This window comes from Sporosarcina obsidiansis (assembly GCF_009651005.1).
Lineage (GTDB): Bacteria > Bacillota > Bacilli > Bacillales_A > Planococcaceae > Sporosarcina > Sporosarcina obsidiansis.
On the sequence record NZ_WHVW01000025.1, the window covers coordinates 16,677 to 39,136 of the forward strand.

21 protein-coding genes and 3 pseudogenes are annotated in these 22,460 nt (G+C 36.5%); 16 read left to right on the plus strand and 8 right to left on the minus strand.

The annotated features are described in order from the left end of the window. Positions 1-19 precede the first annotated feature (19 nt). On the plus strand, positions 20-451 hold the full coding sequence (locus GD002_RS15575) for an N-acetyltransferase (protein ID WP_153733287.1): 432 nt from the start codon (positions 20-22) through the stop codon (positions 449-451). A 353-nt stretch (positions 452-804) separates the two neighbouring features. On the opposite strand, the gene GD002_RS15580 is transcribed toward GD002_RS15575, so the two are convergent. Beyond that, on the minus strand, positions 805-1,905 hold the full coding sequence (locus GD002_RS15580) for a DUF4145 domain-containing protein (RefSeq protein ID WP_153733288.1): 1,101 nt from the start codon (positions 1,903-1,905) through the stop codon (positions 805-807). Between the two features lie 334 nt (positions 1,906-2,239). Here GD002_RS15580 and GD002_RS15585 point away from each other — a divergent pair, with 334 nt between their 5' ends. The 11 genes and pseudogenes from GD002_RS15585 to GD002_RS15630 all read left to right on the plus strand — a co-directional run bounded on the left by GD002_RS15585 (position 2,240) and on the right by GD002_RS15630 (position 9,413). Further along, the gene (locus GD002_RS15585) at positions 2,240-2,476 is read left to right on the plus strand and encodes a hypothetical protein (RefSeq protein ID WP_153733289.1); all 237 of its coding nucleotides are present in this window, start codon (positions 2,240-2,242) and stop codon (positions 2,474-2,476) included. 310 nt (positions 2,477-2,786) lie between these two features. After that, a complete protein-coding gene (locus GD002_RS15590) occupies positions 2,787-4,133 on the plus strand; it encodes a hypothetical protein (protein WP_153733290.1) in 1,347 nt (448 codons plus the stop codon). A 120-nt stretch (positions 4,134-4,253) separates the two neighbouring features. Then, positions 4,254-5,447, plus strand: a complete 1,194-nt coding sequence (locus tag GD002_RS15595) for a protein kinase domain-containing protein (protein ID WP_194841641.1) — start codon at positions 4,254-4,256, stop codon at positions 5,445-5,447. 25 nt (positions 5,448-5,472) lie between these two features. Next, positions 5,473-6,087 (plus strand): annotated as a pseudogene (locus tag GD002_RS15600) (toprim domain-containing protein); the annotation flags it as partial. Between the two features lie 458 nt (positions 6,088-6,545). After that, positions 6,546-6,764, plus strand: a complete 219-nt coding sequence (locus GD002_RS15605; RefSeq protein ID WP_194841642.1) for a helix-turn-helix transcriptional regulator — start codon at positions 6,546-6,548, stop codon at positions 6,762-6,764. Then, a complete protein-coding gene (locus GD002_RS15610) occupies positions 6,761-7,123 on the plus strand; it encodes a hypothetical protein (RefSeq protein ID WP_153733292.1) in 363 nt (120 codons plus the stop codon). The genes GD002_RS15605 and GD002_RS15610 overlap by 4 nt, the downstream gene beginning before the upstream one ends. 13 nt (positions 7,124-7,136) lie before the next feature. Continuing rightward, positions 7,137-7,415, plus strand: a complete 279-nt coding sequence (locus GD002_RS15615; RefSeq protein ID WP_153733293.1) for a DUF3784 domain-containing protein — start codon at positions 7,137-7,139, stop codon at positions 7,413-7,415. 85 nt (positions 7,416-7,500) lie between these two features. Beyond that, positions 7,501-7,635, plus strand: a complete 135-nt coding sequence (locus GD002_RS17825) for a lipoprotein (RefSeq protein ID WP_194841643.1) — start codon at positions 7,501-7,503, stop codon at positions 7,633-7,635. A 30-nt stretch (positions 7,636-7,665) separates the two neighbouring features. Continuing rightward, complete coding sequence (locus GD002_RS15620) at positions 7,666-8,289, plus strand: alpha/beta hydrolase (protein WP_153733294.1); 624 nt, start codon at positions 7,666-7,668, stop codon at positions 8,287-8,289. 56 nt (positions 8,290-8,345) lie between these two features. Continuing rightward, positions 8,346-8,777: a hypothetical protein gene (locus GD002_RS15625; protein ID WP_153733295.1), complete on the plus strand. Its 432-nt coding sequence runs from the start codon at positions 8,346-8,348 to the stop codon at positions 8,775-8,777. A gap of 294 nt (positions 8,778-9,071) precedes the next feature. Then, positions 9,072-9,413 carry a toprim domain-containing protein gene (locus GD002_RS15630; RefSeq protein ID WP_153733296.1) on the plus strand — a complete coding sequence of 114 codons (342 nt, stop codon included), beginning with the start codon at positions 9,072-9,074 and terminating at the stop codon, positions 9,411-9,413. A gap of 196 nt (positions 9,414-9,609) precedes the next feature. On the opposite strand, the gene GD002_RS15635 is transcribed toward GD002_RS15630, so the two are convergent. Next, the gene (locus GD002_RS15635) at positions 9,610-11,157 is read right to left on the minus strand and encodes a sensor domain-containing diguanylate cyclase (protein WP_153733297.1); all 1,548 of its coding nucleotides are present in this window, start codon (positions 11,155-11,157) and stop codon (positions 9,610-9,612) included. Between the two features lie 484 nt (positions 11,158-11,641). Here GD002_RS15635 and GD002_RS15640 point away from each other — a divergent pair. Further along, a pseudogene (locus GD002_RS15640) lies at positions 11,642-12,244 on the plus strand (toprim domain-containing protein); the annotation flags it as partial. Positions 12,245-12,693: 449 nt separating this feature from the next. Here GD002_RS15640 and GD002_RS15645 read toward each other — a convergent pair. The 3 genes from GD002_RS15645 to GD002_RS15655 form a co-directional block, all read right to left on the minus strand. Further along, complete coding sequence (locus GD002_RS15645) at positions 12,694-14,268, minus strand: CotH kinase family protein (protein WP_153733299.1); 1,575 nt, start codon at positions 14,266-14,268, stop codon at positions 12,694-12,696. An 81-nt stretch (positions 14,269-14,349) separates the two neighbouring features. Then, a complete protein-coding gene (locus GD002_RS15650) occupies positions 14,350-15,048 on the minus strand; it encodes a DUF4956 domain-containing protein (RefSeq protein WP_153733300.1) in 699 nt (232 codons plus the stop codon). Position 15,049: 1 nt separating this feature from the next. Beyond that, positions 15,050-15,763 carry a polyphosphate polymerase domain-containing protein gene (locus tag GD002_RS15655; RefSeq protein WP_153733301.1) on the minus strand — a complete coding sequence of 238 codons (714 nt, stop codon included), beginning with the start codon at positions 15,761-15,763 and terminating at the stop codon, positions 15,050-15,052. A 214-nt stretch (positions 15,764-15,977) separates the two neighbouring features. Here GD002_RS15655 and GD002_RS15660 point away from each other — a divergent pair, with 214 nt between their 5' ends. Next, positions 15,978-16,550, plus strand: a complete 573-nt coding sequence (locus tag GD002_RS15660; protein WP_194841644.1) for a phospholipase D-like domain-containing protein — start codon at positions 15,978-15,980, stop codon at positions 16,548-16,550. Positions 16,551-16,688: 138 nt separating this feature from the next. On the opposite strand, the gene GD002_RS15665 is transcribed toward GD002_RS15660, so the two are convergent. Together GD002_RS15665 and GD002_RS15670 are read right to left on the minus strand one after the other, a co-directional pair. Next, the gene (locus GD002_RS15665) at positions 16,689-18,098 is read right to left on the minus strand and encodes a HAMP domain-containing sensor histidine kinase (protein WP_153733303.1); all 1,410 of its coding nucleotides are present in this window, start codon (positions 18,096-18,098) and stop codon (positions 16,689-16,691) included. After that, positions 18,082-18,762: a response regulator transcription factor gene (locus GD002_RS15670; RefSeq protein ID WP_153733318.1), complete on the minus strand. Its 681-nt coding sequence runs from the start codon at positions 18,760-18,762 to the stop codon at positions 18,082-18,084. Before GD002_RS15670 ends, GD002_RS15665 begins: the two co-directional genes overlap by 17 nt. Positions 18,763-19,119: 357 nt before the next feature. On the opposite strand from GD002_RS15670, the pseudogene GD002_RS18240 reads away from it, so the two are divergent. Beyond that, positions 19,120-19,269 (plus strand): annotated as a pseudogene (locus GD002_RS18240) (NAD(P)/FAD-dependent oxidoreductase); the annotation flags it as partial. A 290-nt stretch (positions 19,270-19,559) separates the two neighbouring features. Here GD002_RS18240 and GD002_RS15675 read toward each other — a convergent pair. Continuing rightward, positions 19,560-19,760 (minus strand): helix-turn-helix domain-containing protein, encoded by a 201-nt coding sequence (locus GD002_RS15675; RefSeq protein WP_153733304.1) that lies wholly within the window; start codon positions 19,758-19,760, stop codon positions 19,560-19,562. 139 nt (positions 19,761-19,899) lie between these two features. Between GD002_RS15675 and GD002_RS15680 the strand changes: the two genes are divergently transcribed. Continuing rightward, a complete protein-coding gene (locus GD002_RS15680; RefSeq protein WP_153733305.1) occupies positions 19,900-22,038 on the plus strand; it encodes a type IA DNA topoisomerase in 2,139 nt (712 codons plus the stop codon). Positions 22,039-22,460 lie beyond the last annotated feature (422 nt).

Genomic DNA, 22,460 nt, shown 5'->3' on the forward strand with positions numbered 1-22,460 from the left:
AATTCGAAAGGGTGATAATATGAATATTAGATCAAACAAGAAATCAGAGATAAATAAGTTGGTAGACATATGGTATGAAGGTTCATTACTAGCACACGACTTTATCGACAAAGATTATTGGAAACAACAGCGAACGGTGATGGCAGAAAAGTATCTCCCAATGTCGGAAACCTATGTTGTAAGTAATGAAGAAGATGTGGTCGGCTTCGTGTCAATGGTAGATAATTATTTGGCTGCACTATTTATTGATGTTAAATATCAAGGTGGAGGATATGGAAAGGGATTATTAGATTTTATAAAAACACAGAGAAGGACTATCCAATTAAAAGTATACAAGAAGAATAATAAAGCAGTTGATTTTTATTTTAAAAATGGCTTTGTAATAAAAGAAGAATTAGTAGATGAACAGACTTCTGAGAAAGAATTTTTAATGGAATGGAATAAGTGTTAAGTTTCGTTTGACGAGCTAGACTACTACATTTGAAGCTGAAAACCTTCATAGGGGAAAGCGTATGCAGACGATTTTTCGGTGCGTAAATTTGAAGGTTATATGGCAATCCAGGGATGTCCCATTTTTCCGGAGGGTGCTTATATCATATGGGGAGTAGGCCACCTCGTGGAATTAAAAGAACCACACGCATACTTTGCCAGACCTCTATGAGTTTCAGGTCGAAAAAGGGAAGTGCAAGCTTAAGAAAATAAAAAGAGACCGTCTAAATTACTGAACGATCTCCCTTCACATCAAAATGCATAAGGTATCTGGTACATCCAAAGCCAGGTACCAGTCCCTCAATTCAATATAGCTTATTTCCTCTTCAATTGCCCGAACAATTCTTCTACTGTCTCGAAACCAACGTTGTCGTATTTGGTTAAAGTGGCCAGGTCTTTGGGAAGTTGTCCAACCCTTTCAATTTGATCTTCCTGCAATTGCTGGAAGAGGCTTGGACTGCTGTCGAATTCCTCTTCAGATAGTGGGATATTCGCCAGTTGATCGGTAACGATGACATAGTCTGACCTATAGAACAAAACGAGCTTTCCTGGAAGCGCCAATTCTACCTCACGCCTGGCGATCTCTTCATTAATAAAATGCTTCAGTTCTTTGAACAAGATCTCATTATTTTTTTCACTGAATCCTTTCACTTCGTTATGCAACCCCTCCAGGTTATTCGGCAATTCACTCATGATCCGCACCTCTTGTTCGGCCCCAAGCATCGCGAGAAAACGTTCCGATTCCTCGAATCTTTGCGGCAGCAGGAATGCATCCCGAAGAAAGTGCGGGACTTCCAGACTTCGGTCTTTATACACGATCGTGCGAACCGATGCAAGGCCCGGCAGTGCATCTTCAGGGGTACCTGAACCTGTCGCTGTCTCGAATTCCTCAGTGAGCCCTTTCTGTTGTTGAATGTTTGAACGGATCAGGGCTTCCAAATTTTGCAGCCTCGCTTCCAGTTCGAATACTTCGGTTTCATCGATCTTCATTGGTTCGGGATCCTGATAAGCCGGCACTTCCACATCCTGAGGACAGTATTTCTTCACATACCACCGGACGATCATATAGATCGCCTCCCAAGAAAGGAGAGCCTCCGAATACCGGAAGTTCCTGGTTTCGTGCGCCGCTGAGTTTCCGTTCATTCTGACCTGATGAAGTGCATCAATGACTTCCTTTTTCAGCAAACCCTTTCTCTCCAGCAAATCAATCCTGTCTTTGAGTGTAAAATTATCCTCGCCTGACAGATGCTCCGCAATCATGACCCGCTGCAGAATCGCTTCGACAAAAGTCCGTGTGTGCATCAGCATAGTCTGTGGACTGGAATAAATGCTCTTTTCAAGCTCTTTAGCTATTTGGGAAAGGTCTTCGGATATCGGTTCTAGAAACTGATAAAAATAGGATGTGTTATTTTCCATGTTAGGCAGATCTCCTCATGCTTGCGTTGTATTGGATACTGCGACCATGCGATGCCCCTGTTAAAATTTCATGTATGAATGGGGCGGTGAGTGCATAGAAAGCAGCCGGTTTTATCGGCAAGGCCTTACAGTATTTTTCCCATTGAAGAACCCTTTTAAACAATCGGACCCCTGTCCCTCAGAACGCTTTTTTACATGCGTGATCTCAATTTCAGATGATGCAATTTAATGCATCTTCTCCCCTACCCTAACGGACTTACATTAGAAAACCCACCCCTTATATGAGATAATAATAGAACTAACGTTTCTATCAATTAAGAAAAGAGGTGTTCCAATGAAACCGGTCATCCTAGCTGAAAAACCTTCACAGGCAAAAGCCTATTCAGACGCTTTCACAACCTACAAACGCGATGGCTATATCGAAATCAATCCTTGCCCAATTTTTCCGCAGGGCGCCTATTTGACTTGGGGAGTCGGTCATCTCGTGGAATTAAAAGAACCCCATGCTTACAATCATTCCTGTGAAACGCTGGACACTCGGCAGCCTGCCTATTTTGCCAGAACACTATGAATTTCAGGTCACAAAAGGAAAGTACAAGCAATTTCAGATCGTAAAAAAACTGATACGCTCCACTGACGTGGTGATTAATGGTTGCGATGTGGACATATCTCCATAAAAATATATGTACATTAATTTTAAAAACATCCTAAACACTGTGCTATAGCCTATAACTAAAACTTAGGATATGTACATAATAAAAAAGCGTAAATAAATAGGCTTATACTAATTAATTATGTGCAATCCTAATGAAGCCACCGATCCAAGAATTTAATTCGCTACAGAAGAAAAACAAATACCCCCAAAAACAGGAGTAGATATAATGAACGGTATTATTTACTATCAGGAAACTCAATATTTGTATGTAGTAAAAAGTAACAAATTAATCCTAAATAGGACAAAGGACTCCAGTTCTCACGCATATTCCGATGTAATGAGTTTTTTTCAAGAAGATACAACGGAGGTTCCCGCATGTCTAATTGGCTTTGATTTCACTACGAATAGAAATATTAAATTCTATATAACCTCTATGTTTCAAACTAAAATATGTTGCTACGAATGTTCATTTTTTAGTTATTTACTTTTCGATGATGAAATAAAAGAAATTAGTAAAATACAAGTAGAAGATGGTTTATTAACAAACTTTCATTTATATGATGATGGATTAGTAAAATCTTTTGACTTCGAAGATTATGCATATAAAATAAAACTCAATGCTGCTCCTGACAAATTTGAATTTCAAATCCATGAGCATCAAGTCTATGGAGAATTATCATCCCTATTTTACTGGTCTTCAAAAAAACTACAGCCGTATCAAATTAAAACTTCTTTAGCTTTCAAGTTTTCCGCTACTAATGACATTCAGTTAATAGACAATTTACTTTATAATCTAAATGAGTTTATGCACTTTATTACAAATACAAATCGTCAAAAGATATTAAAAGCAAATCTTTATGATAACAATAAAAAAATAGGTGTTTATATTATTAATGAAGTGCATAATCATAGCACTTTCGAAGAAATGAACACCAATATAATTCCATTTGGATTAATAAAGAATTCATTAGGTTCGTTATTTAATAATATTGCAAATACAAAAGTCTACACTAACCACATTAAAGAATTTGAGCTTAATAGTGGCAATTTAACTTATTCACGAATTATTATGTTAGCTGCTGGATTCGAATGGCAATTCAATTATCTAAATTACCCAGTAGACCAGGATATTCAAAAAAAAATTGAGTATAAGAAAACCATAGAAAGTTACTTAGACAGCAAAATTAATGTAACGCAAGGTAATGAAAAAAAGTATTATAAAAACATAAAAAAATTAATTAATAGAGACCTTGAATCTTTAACCCTTTCTAAAAAGATTAGGTACGCTCTTAAAAATCATGAAGAAATTCTTAAACCATTTATATTTCACTTATACAAGTTAAATCACTTAGATTATCCGAAGATACATGAAGTTTCAGAGCGAATAGCCAGTACCCGTAACATAGTCGCTCATGGAAATTTGAGTAAGAATATACATGAAAATGCTGTGTTAGATTATCAAATACTCCAGTTTTTGTATTACGCTATGATTCTGAAATCATTAGATCTCCCTACAATAAATATTCAAAAGGCAATTAAAAATCTGTTTAAAGTTAATATTTCCCTTGAGTAGATCGTGAAGAACCTTATCTCCCCCCTTCTATGGTCGAAATAAAAACAGGGGAATTAGGAGAATTTTTGAATATCAAGGTGATTGACTATGCGCAAAAAGGATCCAACAGGAGGAATTAATATGGCTTTGACAATCTCAAATAATGAAGTTTACTTGAAGAATAAATTGACGGAATTAACCAATAAATTTGGGCGTGAAAAAATTGCTCTAAACATCGACTTTTACAACAACTTTCCAACTGAACTCCAACAACTATTCTCCCTTTTTCATTATCATTTAAATGATTTGCTAAAGTATATGAACCAAAGAATCTCCAATGGGCGCTATACCGCTCATGAGAGCCGGGAATTAATTTTCTTAATTGATCAATTAAAAACTATACAAGCAAACCTTAAAAATACTGATTTGGCTTTTGATATAGACAATAAGTATAAAGATACTTTAAATGAGTGTGAAAGTTTCTTGTCTAGTAGTGGAGGAAGTGAGATCCCAAATAATTTCTCTAGGATAAATATTATCGAAAACAGACCTATTTTCAACCTAAGTAGCGACAATTCAATTACCATTGATAACAGCATACAAACTTTGAAAGCTAAATTAAAATTAATAGGAGAAGGATCGTATGCAAAAGTTTTTAAATACAAAGATCCATATTATAACGAACAGTTTGCCATAAAACGCGCATTATCTAATCTTACCGCTCAAGAATATGAAAGATTTGAGTTAGAGTATCAAACTATGAAGAACCTTAATTCCCCTTATATTCTTAAGGTCTATAGATTTGATCAAAAGGAAAAACAATACACAATGGAATACGCAAATGAAACACTATTTACTTTTATAGAAAAAAACAATTCAAATTTATCCATTACTACGAGAATAAATCTTATTCGACAAACACTTAGAGCGTTTGAGTATATCCATAGTAAGGGGCTGCTTCACAGAGATATTAGTCCAACCAATATTTTGATTCAGAAATTTGACGGGCTAAACATTATTAAGATTTCTGACTTTGGTTTAGTTAAGTATGAAGATAGCAATCTCACAAGGATAAATACTGAATTAAAAGGTCACTTTAATGATCACCATGATTTAAGTATTATAGGTTTCAAAAATTACAAAATACACCATGAAACATTTGCCCTCACAAGAATTATTTACTTTGTACTGACTGGTCGAAAAAATATCCAATCTGTTAAAAATAAGGATTTTGAGATTTTTATTAAACGAGGAATTTCTTCTAATATTTATGAGCGCTATCGAAGTGTTGACGAGATACAAAAACACTTTAATCAGCTAAAACATTACGAATAACCACTCTTGCAAGGAAGTGATTCAAATAAATAATGTAGCAACCCTAGCCGAAAAACCATCACAAGCAAAAGCGTATGCAGACGCTTTTTCAGTAAAAGCCTGTCATAAAAAGCATATCGAACTAAATCCATGTAGCACCTTTCCTAATGGCGCGATTATTACTTGGGGTATTGGACATTTAGTTGAGTTGAAAGAGCCAAAAGAATATCGAAAAGAATGGGCTTCTTGGAACCTAGCGTCTTTGCCAACCCTGCCAAGTAAGTACGAATACAAGGTTTCCTTCGATAAAAGGGTTCAGTTCAATTTTATTAAGCAATTGTTCAATAATCCTGCCGTTTCAACGATTTTGAACTGCTGCGATTGCGATCGTGAATGATCCAATATTCTCTATTCTATCTACTATATGACAGGTATGAGAAATAAAACGATTAAGCGACTGTGGATCAACTCCTTGGAAGTTGATGAGGTGCGTAAAGGATTCAATAACCTACAGGACAATAAAAAAGACCTGTTGCTCTATTATGAAGCAAAAACACGACAAATTAGCGACTGGCTCTTCGGTATGAACGGAAGTCGACTCTATACCCTTCAATTACAGAAAAAAGGGTTCAGTGAAAGTCTTTCGATTGGACGAGTGCAGTTGTATCCTTTACTTTTCTGGGCGTAATTATAAATACGTTGGTATACATAGGTTGTACAAATATTATCCGAATATTTCCGGTGATATTTAATGACAGTCACTTACATAATTACAAAAACACCTTCAAATTGGGACATTTATAAAATGCTCTAATTTGAAGGTGTTTTATATTGTCCTATTTCTTTAGGTTAGTGTATTGCTTAGGACGATTCTTTTTTATTCTATTCAAGTAGTAGGCTAGCGGAAGAAAAGGATGCGCTGTCGCCATAATAAATCCAAGAAGAAAGTAGCTCGCAATTTTCAAAAATAAATTTTTCATCTCATTTTGTCATATATATATGACAAAAGTAATTTATATGTTACAATCCTATTGTAAGGAGCTATTCACCTTACAATAATCTCATTGCAAAGTATCAGCAAAGTGACGTCAATATTTAATCTTGGAAGGAGGGTCTTGATTGAAAGAGGTTCAGATTAAGAACAATGTTAAAGTTCGAAGAGTTGAATACGGAAATTTAACGCAAGGAGATTTGGCAAAACTTGTTGGTGTCACAAGACAAACAATGAACTTAATCGAAGCACAAAAGTATAACCCAACGATTAAGGTATGTTTATTAATTGCTGCTGCATTGGAGACATCAATTGAAAAATTATTTTGGATGGAGGAAAAAGTATGATTAAGTTATTCACTTACGTACCCATTCTTTGCTTTATTTTCGTGCTGTCATTTCTTGATACTTCGTTAATGAAGTTGCTACTCCTAGCAGGGATTGTCTGTTTAATAATATTTGCTAAACATCAACGAAGTAAAATACAACAAGAAGATATTGAATTCGATGATAGAGTGAATGCTAACATTTCAAAGTGGTCATTGCGCAGTATGTTTTTGTTAAATACACTACTAATTTTGATTTTATTTATTGATAACCAAGGAATTTTAAAGTTGGAATTCAATATGGAAATGATTTTATTATATCTGCTGTTAACACTCTTTATTCCTTTCTATATTGTACCGGCTATTATCAAACACTATTAGGAGGTTAATCGAAATGGAAATAAATTTAGTAATAATAGGCGCAGTCTTTTTAATTTTCAGCTATTTAGTAGGTGTTAAAAAGCTAACTTGGCTATTAGCAGGTTATAACGAAAAAAAAGTAAAAGATAAAAACAAACTGGCACGATTAGTCGGTATTACATTGGCACTTCTCGGCGTTGTATTGCTCATTAGTGGGATTGCCCGCGTAAAAGAAGCTGAATATATTATGATGTCCGTGGTAGCTATTTTATTAATAGAAGTTGTTTATGTAAATGCAAAAATGGTCGAGTAAAAAATAATTTTTATTAGTTAGATTTACGAGTTTTCATTTTTCGAAAGTAAGAAAAACCATTTATTTAGTCGAAGGAGGACATTGTATGAAAAAGATCATCTTTGCCAGTATTTTAGTGCTAGGCTTAGCAGCATGCAATAATGAAGAACCTAAGTCTTTAAGTGAAAATAACACAATCGAAAGTCATGTTTCCGAAAACTCCGAGTTAAAAGGGGTGTAGTCTGGAAAGACTTCTGGTAGCCTACTAGAAATGATTATTACACTCAGTGAAAAGTCAGGAGCATTGTCGGTACCTGCTCAGAACATTACAAATTTAAAAGCTGAGTCTATTTCTTATAATAACGATTCATTTACAATAAATATTAACTTTGAGGGGCAAAACATTGAAATTTCAGGGGCACTAAAAGACGGTGTAATTGAAGGTTTATTTTCTAAAAATGGCGTCGAAGCTCCGATTACATTTGCACCTCGCAAAGAAGATTTTGTTGAAAATGAGACTTATGAAAGAATTAACATTGATGTTGAAGGAGGAGCTTTAATTGCTGCCCTTGAATTGCCCCCAAAAACACCTTCTGCAGTTGCAATCATCGTAGCAGGATCTGGAGGTACAGATAAAAATGGCAATAGCCTCGATATGGAAAGCAATAGTTATAAAATGCTTGCAGAGAGTTTAGCCGCTGAAGGAATTGCTACAATACGATATGACAAACGAGGTATTGGGGAAGACCAAGATTTAGTTAAAGACCTAAATAAAATTACAATTGATTTATTCGCCAATGACTTGGAAAATATCGTGAAATACGCATTACAAGATAAACGATCTCAGATGTTCATATTATCGGTCATAGTGAAGGTGCTCTTCTTGCCACATTAGCAGCGCAAAAGCAAAAGGTTGATTCTATTATCTTGCTAGCAGGTGTAGGGCGTTCAATGGATGAGGTATTAATAGAGCAACTCAGTGCACAACTGCCAGCTAATCTATTAGAAGAAAGTAAAAATATTTTAACTTCACTAAAAGCAGGTAAAATTGTAGAATCCATGAGTAAGGAGCTACAGCCCTTCTTCTCTATTCCAAACCAACCCTATTTAATATCGTGGATTAAATATAATCCTGTTGATGAATTAGAAAAAGTAAATACAAAAAAGTATGTTGTACAAGGAAATACAGATATTCAAGTGGTAGAAACAGATTGGGCTAAACTAAGCAAAGTAGCCACAGAAGCCGTCATGATTGAGGGTATGAATCATATTTTAAAAGAATCACCAGCTGAACGAGCAACTAATATTGCTACATATAATGAACCTAATTTATCACTTCATAAAGATATTGCACCTACAATTGACCGGATTATAAGTAATTAAAGCTAAATTATAAGTTAAATAGATGTACTGCAATTGTTTGAAAAAGCAATCGTTTCTTTCGTAATTGAAGAAGGTCAGGGATTATTGGGTTGCGTACGCAACTCTTTTTTCTTAATTGAACTAAAGCAGTAGTTTACTTGAACAAGAACATTGAATGATATCGACAAAATCAACCGGATCATTTTATATCAATATACATAGTCTTAATCACGAATTTGGAAACCACCTCCGTATATGCGATAATTCGATTATGAGAACTACTGTTTCATCGCAAGAAAGAAAAGAGGTGTGGTCATGAAACCGGTCATTTTGGCTGAAAAACCATCCCAAGCGAAGGCTTATGCGGATGCTTTTTCTGTTAAACGACATGAAGGTTATTTAGAAATCCTCCCTTCTCCTATTTTTACAGAGGGTGCCTATATTACATGGGGAATCGGCCACCTTGTCGAGTTGAAGGAGCCAAAAGCATACGAACCCAAATGGACGAAATGGTCACTGGGCAGCTTGCTGATTTTGCCAGAGCGCTATGAGTTTCAGGTGGCGAAGGGGAAATACAAGCAGTTCACGATTGTGAAAAAACTCATTAAAGGAACGGATACTGTTATTAATGGTTGTGATGTGGACATATCTCCATAAACTTATATGTACATAACTAGAAATACTTATCCTTATTCATATTTTTCAAGGTTATCCGATGTTAATGTAGGTTGCACTTACATATAAAGATGCACATAAACAGATAGAAAAACTGTGTTTATGTGCAATTTGTAATGTTTAGGTGCCAGGCACTCGCACAAAAATAGCCTACTGAATGTGTTTACCATTCAGTAAGCTATTCGTGTATTCCCCTTTTGCTAGCAATCTCTAATTTACTACTTCGCTTTGCAACATACATGGCTTGGTCAGCATGATGCATAAGTGTTTGTACATCCCTTCCATCTTCAGGAAATTGACTGATACCAATGCTAAGCGAGATAGGTAAATCAGGATGGGTTGTTGTAATATGTTGTGAAAAGGTTGATTGTAATTGTTCTATAAACTGTTTCGTTAGCTGTTTGGAATGTACATCTCGTAGGAAAAGGACAAATTCATCCCCGCCTAATCGTGCAAGATCTCCCGTATCCTTCACCGCATCTTGCAATATTTGTGCAGTAACTTGAAGCAATTCATCCCCTGCCTGGTGACCATAAGTATCATTTAAACATTTAAAATTATCAATATCTATTAAAAGTAATGTAAGCGTTTGTTGTTCTTTTCGACATGTTTCCATCACTGCTTCTAGTTGGATAGTAAACGAACGTCGATTTGGTAAGCGTGTTAAGGCATCATGGTAAGCGAGAAATTCGATCTCCCTTTGATATTGTTTTTGTAACGTCACGTCCTGGAGAATTAAAAGAATATGCATCTGATTATCCATTAATATATAATCTGCATTGACGAGCAATAAACGTTGGACATCATTATTTGAAATACTCAGCGCATAATCTTTAATTTCTTTTTCACTTAAAAGCTGTTCCTTTAACATATCGTCTAGTAAAGTAAAAAATTGTTCTTGTCGAAGATTCAAGTTATCAAGCAATTTTGTTGCTGCTGGATTTGCATCATGAATAATTCCTTTAAAGTCTAGAAGCAAAATAGCGTTTGGATTTAAACGAAATAATTTTTCATAACGTTTATCGTACAAATTAAGAAAATCATGTTGTTTCATTATCCGGCGTAGGAAATAACACCAAACAATTCCGGCATATATAAAAGAATAGGGCGGCAGCGTGTTTTCGTAATTAAAATAGCCCAATACAATATTTAAAATAATAGCTACACAAACCCCAACGATCAGTTGGTGGTAGATTGCCCGTTGTTCTTCAAGTTTCGTCCTATATTTGGCAATCAATAAAGGGATTAAGTAAAGAAAATCTATGATCGTACTAACGGTCATGGCTATGTAATAGTTCTTATTATAGATTGGATATTTCCACATCCCCACTTCAAAAAAGTCTTGTGTGTAAATCAATTTAGCACCAGTTAGAATATTTAAGATAACAAAAAGCAGTGGTACATAAAAGATATATGGATACAGAAAACGAGGCCAATTGGTATAAATACCTGTAAACTTTATAAGAAAGTGAAAGCATAATCCAGGGATAATAAAACCTACACTACTTAGCCAAATAGAAGAAAGAATGGGACTATATTCTATCGGGACTTGATTTCTCAAAAATTCTTCCACGAATAACAATAAGAAGCAAATGGCAATAAGGCTTATTAATATGTGTTCCGTTTTTCTTTTATTGCGAAGAAGAATATCCGTTGCCATAAATGTCAAAAACAAAATCGGTAGTCCATGGGTCATCAGAAGTAGTAGTGCCTCGTTCAATTCCATGCATCTATCATCCCCCTTTCACAAGAGAATACACTTCCATAGTAACCTATCTCTGTAATTTATACTATAATTTTAAAAATTTCATCGAATCAGCACGTTTTGGATTTATAAATGTCCAGGAAATGGTTGTATTTGAATAAGGGGTTACCTTAAATAGTATCCTCTCCACTATCGGGCAAGAAAGCAGGGTAGTTATTTTTTTCATAAATCCTTTTAAGTTTACAGCCGGTCAACCCTTCTTCATACGGTATGTTAACCTCATTGACTGGATGTTGACACGTTCAGTCTTCTCTACTATATATTTATTTTATGCTAATTTTTCTAGAGATACTCACTTTCTATAAGATTATCGAGCCTAGAAGAGGCGAACATACCCTCCCTCTCTTCCGAAGTAATTTTATACTATATTTCACTGTCTTCTATATATCTGTTACACTAACGTAATAAGAACATCTGTTTTTCCACGAACGAAAGAGGTGCTCCCATGAAACCCGTAATTCTCGCTGAAAAGCCATCCCAAGCCAAAGCATATGCAGACGCTTTTTCCGTGCGCCGCCACGAAGGTTATTTGGAAATCAATCCATGCCCCATTTTCCCGAATGGAGCTTATATCACATGGGGTATTGGTCATCTTGTTGAACTAAAAGAACCCCACGCTTACAATCCCGCTTGGAAAAGATGGTCACTCGGAAGTTTACCAATTCTACCGGAACGTTATGAGTTTCAGGTGGCAAAGGGAAAGTTTAAGCAGTTTCAGGTTGTGAAGAAGCTTATTAAGGGGACGGATACTGTTATTAATGCGTGCGACGTGGACCGCGAAGGATCCAACATCTTCTATTCCATCTACTACGTGACCGGCGCACGCAACCAGACGATCAAGCGGCTTTGGATCAACTCATTGGAAGTGGAGGAAGTCCGCAAAGGGTTTGCGAATTTGCGAGACAATCGCCAAGACTTGTTACTATATGAGGAAGCGAAAGCTCGCCAGATCAGTGACTGGCTCGTAGGAATGAACGGTTCCCGACTGTATACACTACTATTAAAAGCTAAAGGCGTTCAGGAAGTGTTTCCCATCGGACGCGTTGAATTGTATCCCGTACTTTTCTGGGATTAATTATAAATATGATGATATACATGGGTTTTACAAATTCCACCCAAATCTTTTCGGGTGGAATTACATTGAATCGTGAAAAAGTCGTATTTCCACCAAATATTTAACTAAAATAACGCGATTTGTTCTTTCAAACTAAATTAATTTTGCGTCAAGTAACAATAAAGTTGTTTAAAACCACTGGTCATACTACTCAACAATCGGACTATTTTTATTAATATGCTCTTAAAGGAGTCCACCGCTTAGATATGTCGAATTTCCCCCTTAGTAAAATCTCATTTTTAAAATCATCGGCAAATTTACTATCATACATAGATAAAGTCTTATATGAAGTAGGCGATATAAGGTTAAAAATAAATTTTGGTTTTAAGTGACGACTGTCCCTTGTAATTTCGAATATTAATTCCTCCTTAGACCTCTTCTAACTACTTTCTTACTCTTTTATACCCCCGATACCTCTTAAAACAATTAACAAATAATAAAGAACCAACTAGCAAAACAAGTAGGACGGCAATCGTAATTAATTCCTTCAGTTGATCTTGCTGGTTTGCACCTTGGTTTCCTCCTCCCCAAGGCATTCCACCTCTTCCCATACCTTGCATCCCTTCTGGCATACCGCCTCTTCCCATGGCTGGCATTCCTTCCGGCATCTCTCCATTACCAATGGCCGGCATTCCTTCTGGCATATCTCCATTACCCATACCTGCCATATTTACTGGGATACTCCCACCGCTTATCCCTTCACCATTTACATAGCTTGGGATTTCACCATCTAATTGTTTTTGAACATGTTCAAGACGGTCTTTCATAAATCCAACAATCCCAGGATATCCTTCTACAGACTCATCTCCGGTATTCGCCAAAAATTCATCGTATGAATAAAAGGCTGTCGGATCTTTTTTCACATCATCTCCTATAAGTGACTTCAATTCATCCACTCGGGACTCTATATCTACAAGCAGATCGACGGTTTGTTGAACATAGCGATGGTATTGTTCTCTATATTCGCTATCGGATAGTACATAATTAACGAGAGGATGATCCTTCACCGCGCCAATAGTAGGCTCATCGATGAGCATTTCTTTTTGTGTATCTATGTCTTTCCCCATCATGCCACCAATGGACATATTATGATCCCATGCAAGAAACGTGAATTTCCCATTTTGTTCATATAAATAATAGTTATGGCTCATCATCCCCTGATAGCTATCCATATCAACCATCACGGTACCAACCGCTAAATAACGTAAATATTTATCTACATCAAAATAGGATTCAACGTCTTTTCCATCACTTAGAGCCTCGATAAACTCCAGTAGTTTTGTATTGTTTTTACTCCCTGACTTCATTATTAATCCTGTCTCATCAATACTCATTCCATCTTTCCAGGTTAACGAGGCCCCTGTATCCGCCTTATACAAATTTCCTGTTGAATTTCCAAAGTTTCTTTCGAGATAAGGTTCTTCAAGATTTTCTACAGCTAGATAAAGTCCATAATGTTCTCCATTAATCGAGACATTTACATAGCTATAATTAGGCGCTTCAAGACCCATCTCTTCCAACACATCATAAGTCAGATATTCTCGCATATACGAAGGATCTGCAAAATTATTGTTGAGATTGATTTTTGTATAGCCCGCTAAGTTCTGTTCGATAAATTTGTTAAACTCCAATTTGAAACTATAGCGATCCGAATCAGACCCAGCTACAGTCATTAATGATGAATTGCCTTTAACACGTACACCGGTATAACCAATTGTTATGCCGTTATAAGTGACCGTTCCTTCTTTATATTCTTCATCCATTGGATTATTCAACATATTTTGAAAGTCTGCTTCATCGATTTCAATGTTTATGGTGTTAATTTCACCTTTTTTAAAAATAGGATCTTCTGTTTGTGTTTCTTCCGCAAACGTACGGTTAGTTCCTAAGAAAACTAACATAGACACGATTACTAAACTTGTAAAGATACCCCGTTTTCTTTCTTTTGATATCGCCATACAATCACCTTCTTTTTAAAGAGTGCACTAACTCCTAATAAAATAAATCTTATTTTTATAAGATAAGCGCACTCAAATTTATTATTGAACGTAATCACCGTTATAACTAATTAGTACTGCATGCTCAACGCCGTTAATGTTGGAAATGCTATTGACGAAAATTGGCTCATTTCCTTTTAAACGTACTTCAAATGTAACTTCTGTTTGTTCAGCAGTGACGGATTTTTGTTTTACATCAAAACGATTCACTTCTGATTTTAATTTTTGATAGATCACTTCTTCTGTTTCGTAACCTTTAAAACTGACTACAAATAAATAAGGCGTTTCGAAGCTTGACTTTTTCATAAATATGAATAACACAATCCCAATCACAATAGAACCTAGGATTGCGAGTGAGTAGAAACCAGCTCCTGTAATAATCCCTGTAGCAAGCGCCCAGAATAAAAAGATCAAATCTACTGGATCCTTAATCGGCGTTCTAAAACGAACGATTGACAGCGCCCCAACCATACCTAGCGATAAAATTAAGTTTGATCCAATTGCCATAATGATAAGAGATGTTATCATGGATAAGGCAACGAGCGTGATATTAAAGTTCTTTGAATAGAGAACTCCGCTAAAGACACGCTTATAAAGCGTATAAATGAAAAGCCCTAATAAGAAAGAAATCGCCATCGTAATCCCCATTTGAATGAGGGAAATATCTGTATTCAAGTTTGAAAGGACATCTTTATTAAGAATATCCATAAAGTTGACGGAATCATTGTTGTTCTGCTGCATTTTATTGATCCTCCCAAGAATTTGCTTTAGTAAATTTTCTGCAAATGGTATACTTTGAAGCTGCTTGTCGCTGTAAACCATTTAGCTGTAAACCATCCCGAATATAGTTCGGGATATACTCATCGTACTTTACCTCTAGGATGTAAACCGGTTCGTCTAGCGCTTTAACAGGAAATAAATCTGAATCAAAGGGATCAATCTTGTTTAGGCCTGTTCGCAGGTCTTTGTCAAATGTTATTCGAACATTTCCCGTTTTAGCCACATAAGCTTCCCTTATATAATCCACAATCACTTTCGGTCTTAGCAGTCTATTTTTCATTTCATAATAGACTTCCTGCAAAAGGGGGGATTCCTCATTTGCTAGCACTGAATAGTCATTGACTAATAACCTGTCCATTACCTCCCTTGAAATAGCGACCTTTTCTTTTGCAATCATTGTATTGCGTTTAATTTTCTTTTCAAGATGAATAATCGTGTCACTTTTGTTATACAAACGTATTCTATATTTATGTCGATTTTCAACCCCGCCTTGTTTTTCCTGTAATGCTTTATTCTCAATGTCATCAAAATAAACGCTACGTATATGGTATTCACCGCTGTCATTGGCATTCTGATCTTGTTTCATCAAGATTCTTAATCGCTGACGAATTAGGTAGTACTGATGGTAATTGACATAATATTTTAGTTCATGACGAAATTTTAACTTTTTTTGCAAACAAGCTCCTCCTTTCTTACAACCCTTAATTTACTCCCTCATTGTGTCAAGCAGATGTCAAAATGAAAATTCATTTACAAAATCTTCACCTTCCATCCAAGAATACTTTACAAAGGAACATTGCTTTATTTTTTCATGCTCTAAGCTAAATAGACATCTTCCTGACTTATTGGACAGTTATCATTTCATTGACACGATGTATGGAGGGATGGCATTGCCGAATATCAAAACATTAATGCTTTTAGGATTTATTGCTTCACTGCTTGTCAATATTATTCTTCTTAACAAATTAGTAACGAAAGAAGATGCATCGTCGCTTTCTTTTGATAGCGACGAAATTAGTTTTGCTTTTAGTGATGTTGTAAATGATCCAAAAACAGTTCTACTTCAAGCAATAAATGAAGCAAATAATACTTTGGACATTGCAATCTATAATTTTGAAGACAGAGAAATTGCCCAAGCCGTACTTAATGCCCGTATTCGCGGAGTCAGTGTTAGGATTATGACCGATGCTAGTAAAGCGAAAAAAAATGACCAAACCGTAATACTGGACGAATTTACGCGAAATAATATTGTCGTTAAAATAAACACGTCCCGAAAAATGCACTTAAAAATGGCGATCATCGATGAACGCCTAATTGTAACGGGTTCTTATAATTTCACGGAAGCATCTGCCGATGAAAATTTAGAACAACTCATGACACTCTCTAATGAAGAACTTGCACAAGAATGGACGGGTATATTTGCAGACTTATGGAACCGAAATGAATTTAAAAAGTGGGAATAACTAGGTAAATAAACAAACCGCCTTTTCTATTAACGAAGAAAAGGCGGTTTGTTTATAATCAACTACTTAATCTAATGTATGCTAGTACACTAAACACAGCTAAGAAGCTCTTCGAAGCTGTGTTCAAAGAGATATTACCTATCCTCTCGGTAAACTAATACGAAAAATGGTTCCCATTGTGCTACTTTGCCTCAAATACAGATCCCCTTTCATCGCTTGAGCAATCATTTTACTTAAAGATAATCCAAGACCTAACCCTCTATGTTTATATTTCTTTCCTTCTCCGCGATAAAAGCGTTCAAAGATAAAAGCTTGTTCTTCAATTGGGATTCCTGGACCATTATCGGCAATATCAATATACACATCATACTTATCAAGACTTACGTTTACTTGTATTTCTCCTTCTTGAATGGCCTGCTTGGCATTATTAAGCAGATTGATTATGATTTGTTCTAATCTAATTGTATCTACTTCTATTTGTAAATCAGTTTTTAAGAGCGTGATAGTTGCGTTGATTCCTTCTTCTTGGGAAACATTCCATTGATATACGACGTTTTCTACCAAATCATTAATATTCGCCTTTATCATAGTTAAGGGGACAGCATTAGCAGCAAAAGAATTAAAAGCAAGTAAATCCTCAACCATTGTTTTCATTTTTGTTGTTTCTCTAAAGGAAATATTTAAAAACTCTTTTGCTTCTTCTCCGGAAACAACGCTGTCATTTACCGCTTGAAGCAAGCCACTTATAGACGTAACCGGGGTTCTTAGTTCATGCGTTACACCAGCTAGCAATTCTGTACGTAAGGATTCAAGCCGTTCTAATCGATTCGCCATTTCCTTAAAAGATGTCACAAGTTCATACACCTCTTCTTCCTTACTGTTTAGTGGAAGATGAATATGATAATCACCTTCTTGAACTTGTTTTGCTGCTTGTGCTACTTCTTTAATCGGCCTTGATAACCGCTTAGTTAAAAAGTAGATAGCTCCCCATCCAAGCAATGCAAGACTGATAATCATGATGGTCAGCAACGTATATTCCTGGTTTACTTTTGCTAATTCTATTTCGGACTCAATCATAACAACCCAACCAATTATATTCTCATTCACTGATATAGGTGCTTTAACTAGATAATAATTAATTGAATCATTACTCAAGTGCAATTTTTGCACTGTTTCTATAGATTCTATAATATTTTCATTTACTTGTTTGCCTAAAGGTCCCATCGGACGATTACTGGAAACAACTTGTCCCTCCGAGTTTGCAATATATATAAATGGTTCACCTTCTAAGTCCATCCAACGGCGATCTGGAAATCCTCCAGGAACCCCCCTACCAAGAAGTGGTCTTAATTCACCAGTACTTACGATTCTATTTGCCATATCCTCTGTAAGCAACTTCATAATATTGATGCGATTTTCTAGAGTAGTATTGCGGATCCATAACGCAGAGAAAAATGCAATTGCAATTAATCCAATACATAGTGTCAATAAATAACGACTTGTCCAATAACGACTTAGGGGAATTCTCTTTTTATTTTTTATAAACACTCAACTGATACCCCATTCCACGAAATGTTTTAATTTCACCTTCTTCTTTCGACCAATCCTGTAGTGCGTTTCTTAATCGCTTTATGGCAAGATCAACCGCCCGATCACTTCCCTCATAATCCCACCCCCAAACTTCTTCAATCAATTGATCCCTTGTAAACGTTTGGTTAGGATGGTCAGCCAAAAATAAAAGGACGGTTAAATCACGCGGTGTTAAACGAATTGTCTTTCCTAAAAGATTAACATGATGTGATTTCAAATCAATCTCAAGTTGACCGAATCGTTTAACCTGAGAATTCTCGGCTTTGGAACGACGCATCACTGCTTTTACACGAGCGACCACTTCTTCCGCATTAAACGGTTTCGCTATATAATCATCTGCTCCTTCATTCAATCCATTTAATCGATAATTAACATCCCCTAAAGCCGTAAGCATAATAACAGCACACGTATTCATTTGGCGTATCTCTTTCAGCAATTTCCATCCATCTTTCCCGGGAAGCATTACATCTAATAGTACAAGATCCGGCTGGCTCGAATAAAATGTCTCCATCGCTTCCATACCATTAAATACCTGTTCAATATGAAATCCAGCTTTTTGTAAATAGACTCTTAACACCTCGCTTATTGCAAATTCGTCTTCTATAATTAAAATTTTTTTCATCATAATCATCCCTCTATATTAGTAGTTAGAGTTCCTTTCGATAAAGTTTTGAATAGACACCTGTATCATCCATGGCAATATGCGTATCCGTGCTTTCTTTGAACCAATTCAATAAGCGAAACAGATCTATTGTCAACGTCTTAGACAACTCGAATTTCTAATGTAATTTCTCTGTATAGGTTTCTGTTAATACACAAACCCGATCTTTTCCGAATATATATCCGACTCCACGCAACGTTCAATTATTACATCCATCATAAACACTCTCCATATCAAATTACAAATGGTGAGTGAATTTGGTTTGATTGAGTGAAGTGTAACCGGAACAATCGTGTTACATTTGAAGATACAAATACCAACAGAGGGATAAGCCCAATTAAAGGGCTTTACTTTTTAGGTTTACTGCGGCAACCACATAGAGGAGCGTCTCTTCTTCAAGGAGTAGGTTATGATGCCAAATATATAATTGAAGATATGAAAACACAGCTATGTAAAGGGGAAATTTAGACGAGAGGAAGTAATTTTTAAAGGTTTCCTTCTTGCGTGAAACAATATTAATGAGCCTTTATACAATCAAATGTAGAAAGGCCCAGCTTTAAAATATCAAAACGAATCAATTATCTCTTACAGTTATCCCCATTCCAAACTTACGGCAACAGTATAATTCCCTCAGTTATATGTGTTTTACTCACATCTCTCATTTACATAGGAAGTAATCTAAGCATAAACAAAAGTAAAGTATAACAACCATTTTTGATTAATAATAAATCCTCTAACTCAAATAAATTTTCAGTAGACTATACAAGGTTACTTGGCAAGACATTTAAGCCCGTTGCCAATGCAAAAATAGTATTGATAGTTGGCTTTCTTTTTCCTCTTTCCAAAAGGCTGATATAGGTTCGATCTAATTCACAAAGGTGCGCTAACTCCTCTTGCGATAATGATTTCTCTAACCTCACTTTTCTTAGTACATTTCCAAAGGCTTGTTCAATCTCCATCCAAATCTACACCACACTCTTTTTCTTAAATACTCAAAGAAATGTGTTGTTTGGTCTACGATGAATTCGTAAACCTCCTCCATTTATGCGATAATAACAGAACAAGAGTTTCTACCATCGAAACCAAAGAGGTGTTGTTATGAAAACTGTCATCCTTGCCGAAAAACCATCACAAGCAAAAGCCTACGCCGAAGCATTTACCGTCAAAAGCCGTCAAAAAACACATATTGAGTTAGCGCAAAGTAAACTGTTTCCACAAGGCGCAATCATCACCTGGGGCATCGGTCATCTTGTGGAGTTAAAAGAACCGAAAGCGTATGACAAAAAGTGGACGCGCTGGACGCTTAACAGTTTACCGATTTTACCAGAACGCTATGAATTTCAAGTTGCCAAGGGAAAGTATGCCCAATTTCAGGCTGTGAAGAAATTTATACTGGCGGCGGATACGGTTATTAACGCTTGTGATATTGACCGCGAAGGTTCGAATATCTTCTATAGTATTTACAATCAAACAGGTGCAAGAGGAAAAACGATTAAACGTCTGTGGATCAGCTCGCTTGAAGTCGATGAAGTGCGCAAAGGCTTTGCGAATCTGCATGATAATCGCAAAGATTTACTCATGTACGAAGAAGCCAAAGCCCGCCAGATTAGCGATTGGATTGTTGGGATGAACGGCTCGCGACTGTATTCTCTACTGCTAAAAGAACGCGGCGTCAAAGATGTTTTTTCGATTGGCCGTGTTCAATCACCGACTGTGTACTTGATTTATCAGCGGCAACGTGAAATTGAGACATTTGTTTCTGAACCGTTTTTTGAAGTGGAAGCCTTATTCACTGCAACAAACGGAACATATAAAGGGAAAGCAAAGTTGAAAGAGCCGAAGCGGGGATTGATAGCTGAAGCATTGAACAGTCGCAATATCACTAAGCGCACGCCCGGTACCATCACGGAGATCACGCATACCGACAAACGCATGCCACCTCCACAGTTGCACTCCCTTTCGACATTGCAGGCAATTGCTAACCGTAGGTGGAAAGCAAGTCCCGCCACCGTTCTAAAGACGTTGCAGACACTCTATGAGAAGAAATTAGTATCCTATCCACGGACTGACACGCGGCATATTACACCGAGCGAGTTCAACTACTTAGTGGCCAATATTGAAGACTATCAAAAACTGATTGAACACCCTTTTGAAGCTGCTTCACGCACACCGAAGAAGCGCTATGTGGACAGTTCAAAGGTACAAGAACACTATGCAATCATTCCAACAAAGAAAATTCCGACCGCGACTACCTTAGCAAAACTGGCACCGCTTGAACGTAATTTATATGAAGAAGTCGTACGCACAGCACTTGCTATGTTCCACCGTGACTATTTATATACCGAAACGAAAGTGACAACAGACGTAAATGGACTGCCATTCTTTACAACCGGAAAAACAGAGCGCGATAAAGGATGGAAGGAACTCTTTTCCACGTCAAAGAAAAAAGACACAGAAGACCCTGCCTTGCCGCCACTCGAACGAGATGAAACTGTACAAAGTGAAATCGCCATTAAAGAAGGTGCAACTCAGCCACCAAAACCCTACACAGAAGGTCAGCTGATCGCGATGATGAAAACATGTGGAAAGCTTGTGGAAGATCAAAGCGAAACGGATATTCTGAAGGAAATTGAAGGTCTTGGAACGGAAGCGACACGAAGTGGGATCATTGAAACTATTAAAAAGCATGGCTATATTTCCGTGACGAAAAATATTGTTTCCATTACTGACAAAGGACGTGTGTTGTGTCAGGCGATTGAAGGCAGCCTACTCGCCAGTCCTTCTATGACAGCGAAATGGGAAACCTATTTAAAGAAAATTGGAAATGGGGAAGGAACTGGCCAACATTTTTTAGGCAACGTATCGAAATTCATTCAAAAACTGCTTGAAGATGTACCGTTACAACTCGAACAGCAAACAATCGACATTGTACTACCACCTTCACAGTCTTCCCGCAGAAGTGCCTATACGCCGACTGAAGTGGCTCCTTGTCCTAAATGCGGGAAGGGTACCATAGTGGCTAGGAAGTCATTTTATGGCTGTAGCAACTACAAAAATGGTTGTAAACAGACTTTCCCAGGCCTTTTCTTGAAAAAGAAAATTACTTCAGCACAAGTTAAACTTCTGTGTACGACAGGAAAAACCAATGTTATCAAAGGCTTTACTTCAGCTGATGGTAAGAAGTTCGATGCTTCATTGGAACTGAAAGAAGGAAAATTAAATTTAGTGTTCGTTTAATTCAAAAGGAGCTATTCGAGAATCATTTACATCTAACTTTACTATTTCATAAAATCGTGTACCTCATATTTTCAAAACTTTAAAAGACAAGAAGAACAGCCATAAGCGAAAAAATTCTTCAGCAACTCTTATTTGTACTAACCGACATAAGATCTGATATGTCCATCATGAAGTCACAGCTCGATAAAAATTCATAGATTGTAAAATAATTCGAGATCGTCAAGATGAAACTGATACGAAACTAGAAAATCGTGCACACAATGTTCATTACTTGCGTGAAGATATGACTGCACTACTAGATGAACTGTTTTTCACTGATACATTACCACTTGTCCCCTATCCTCTTTTTCTCCTTCTCTTCAAATATCCATTAGCTGAAGAGAAGGTTTTTCACTTAGGCTATACGCACACATTTACATTCA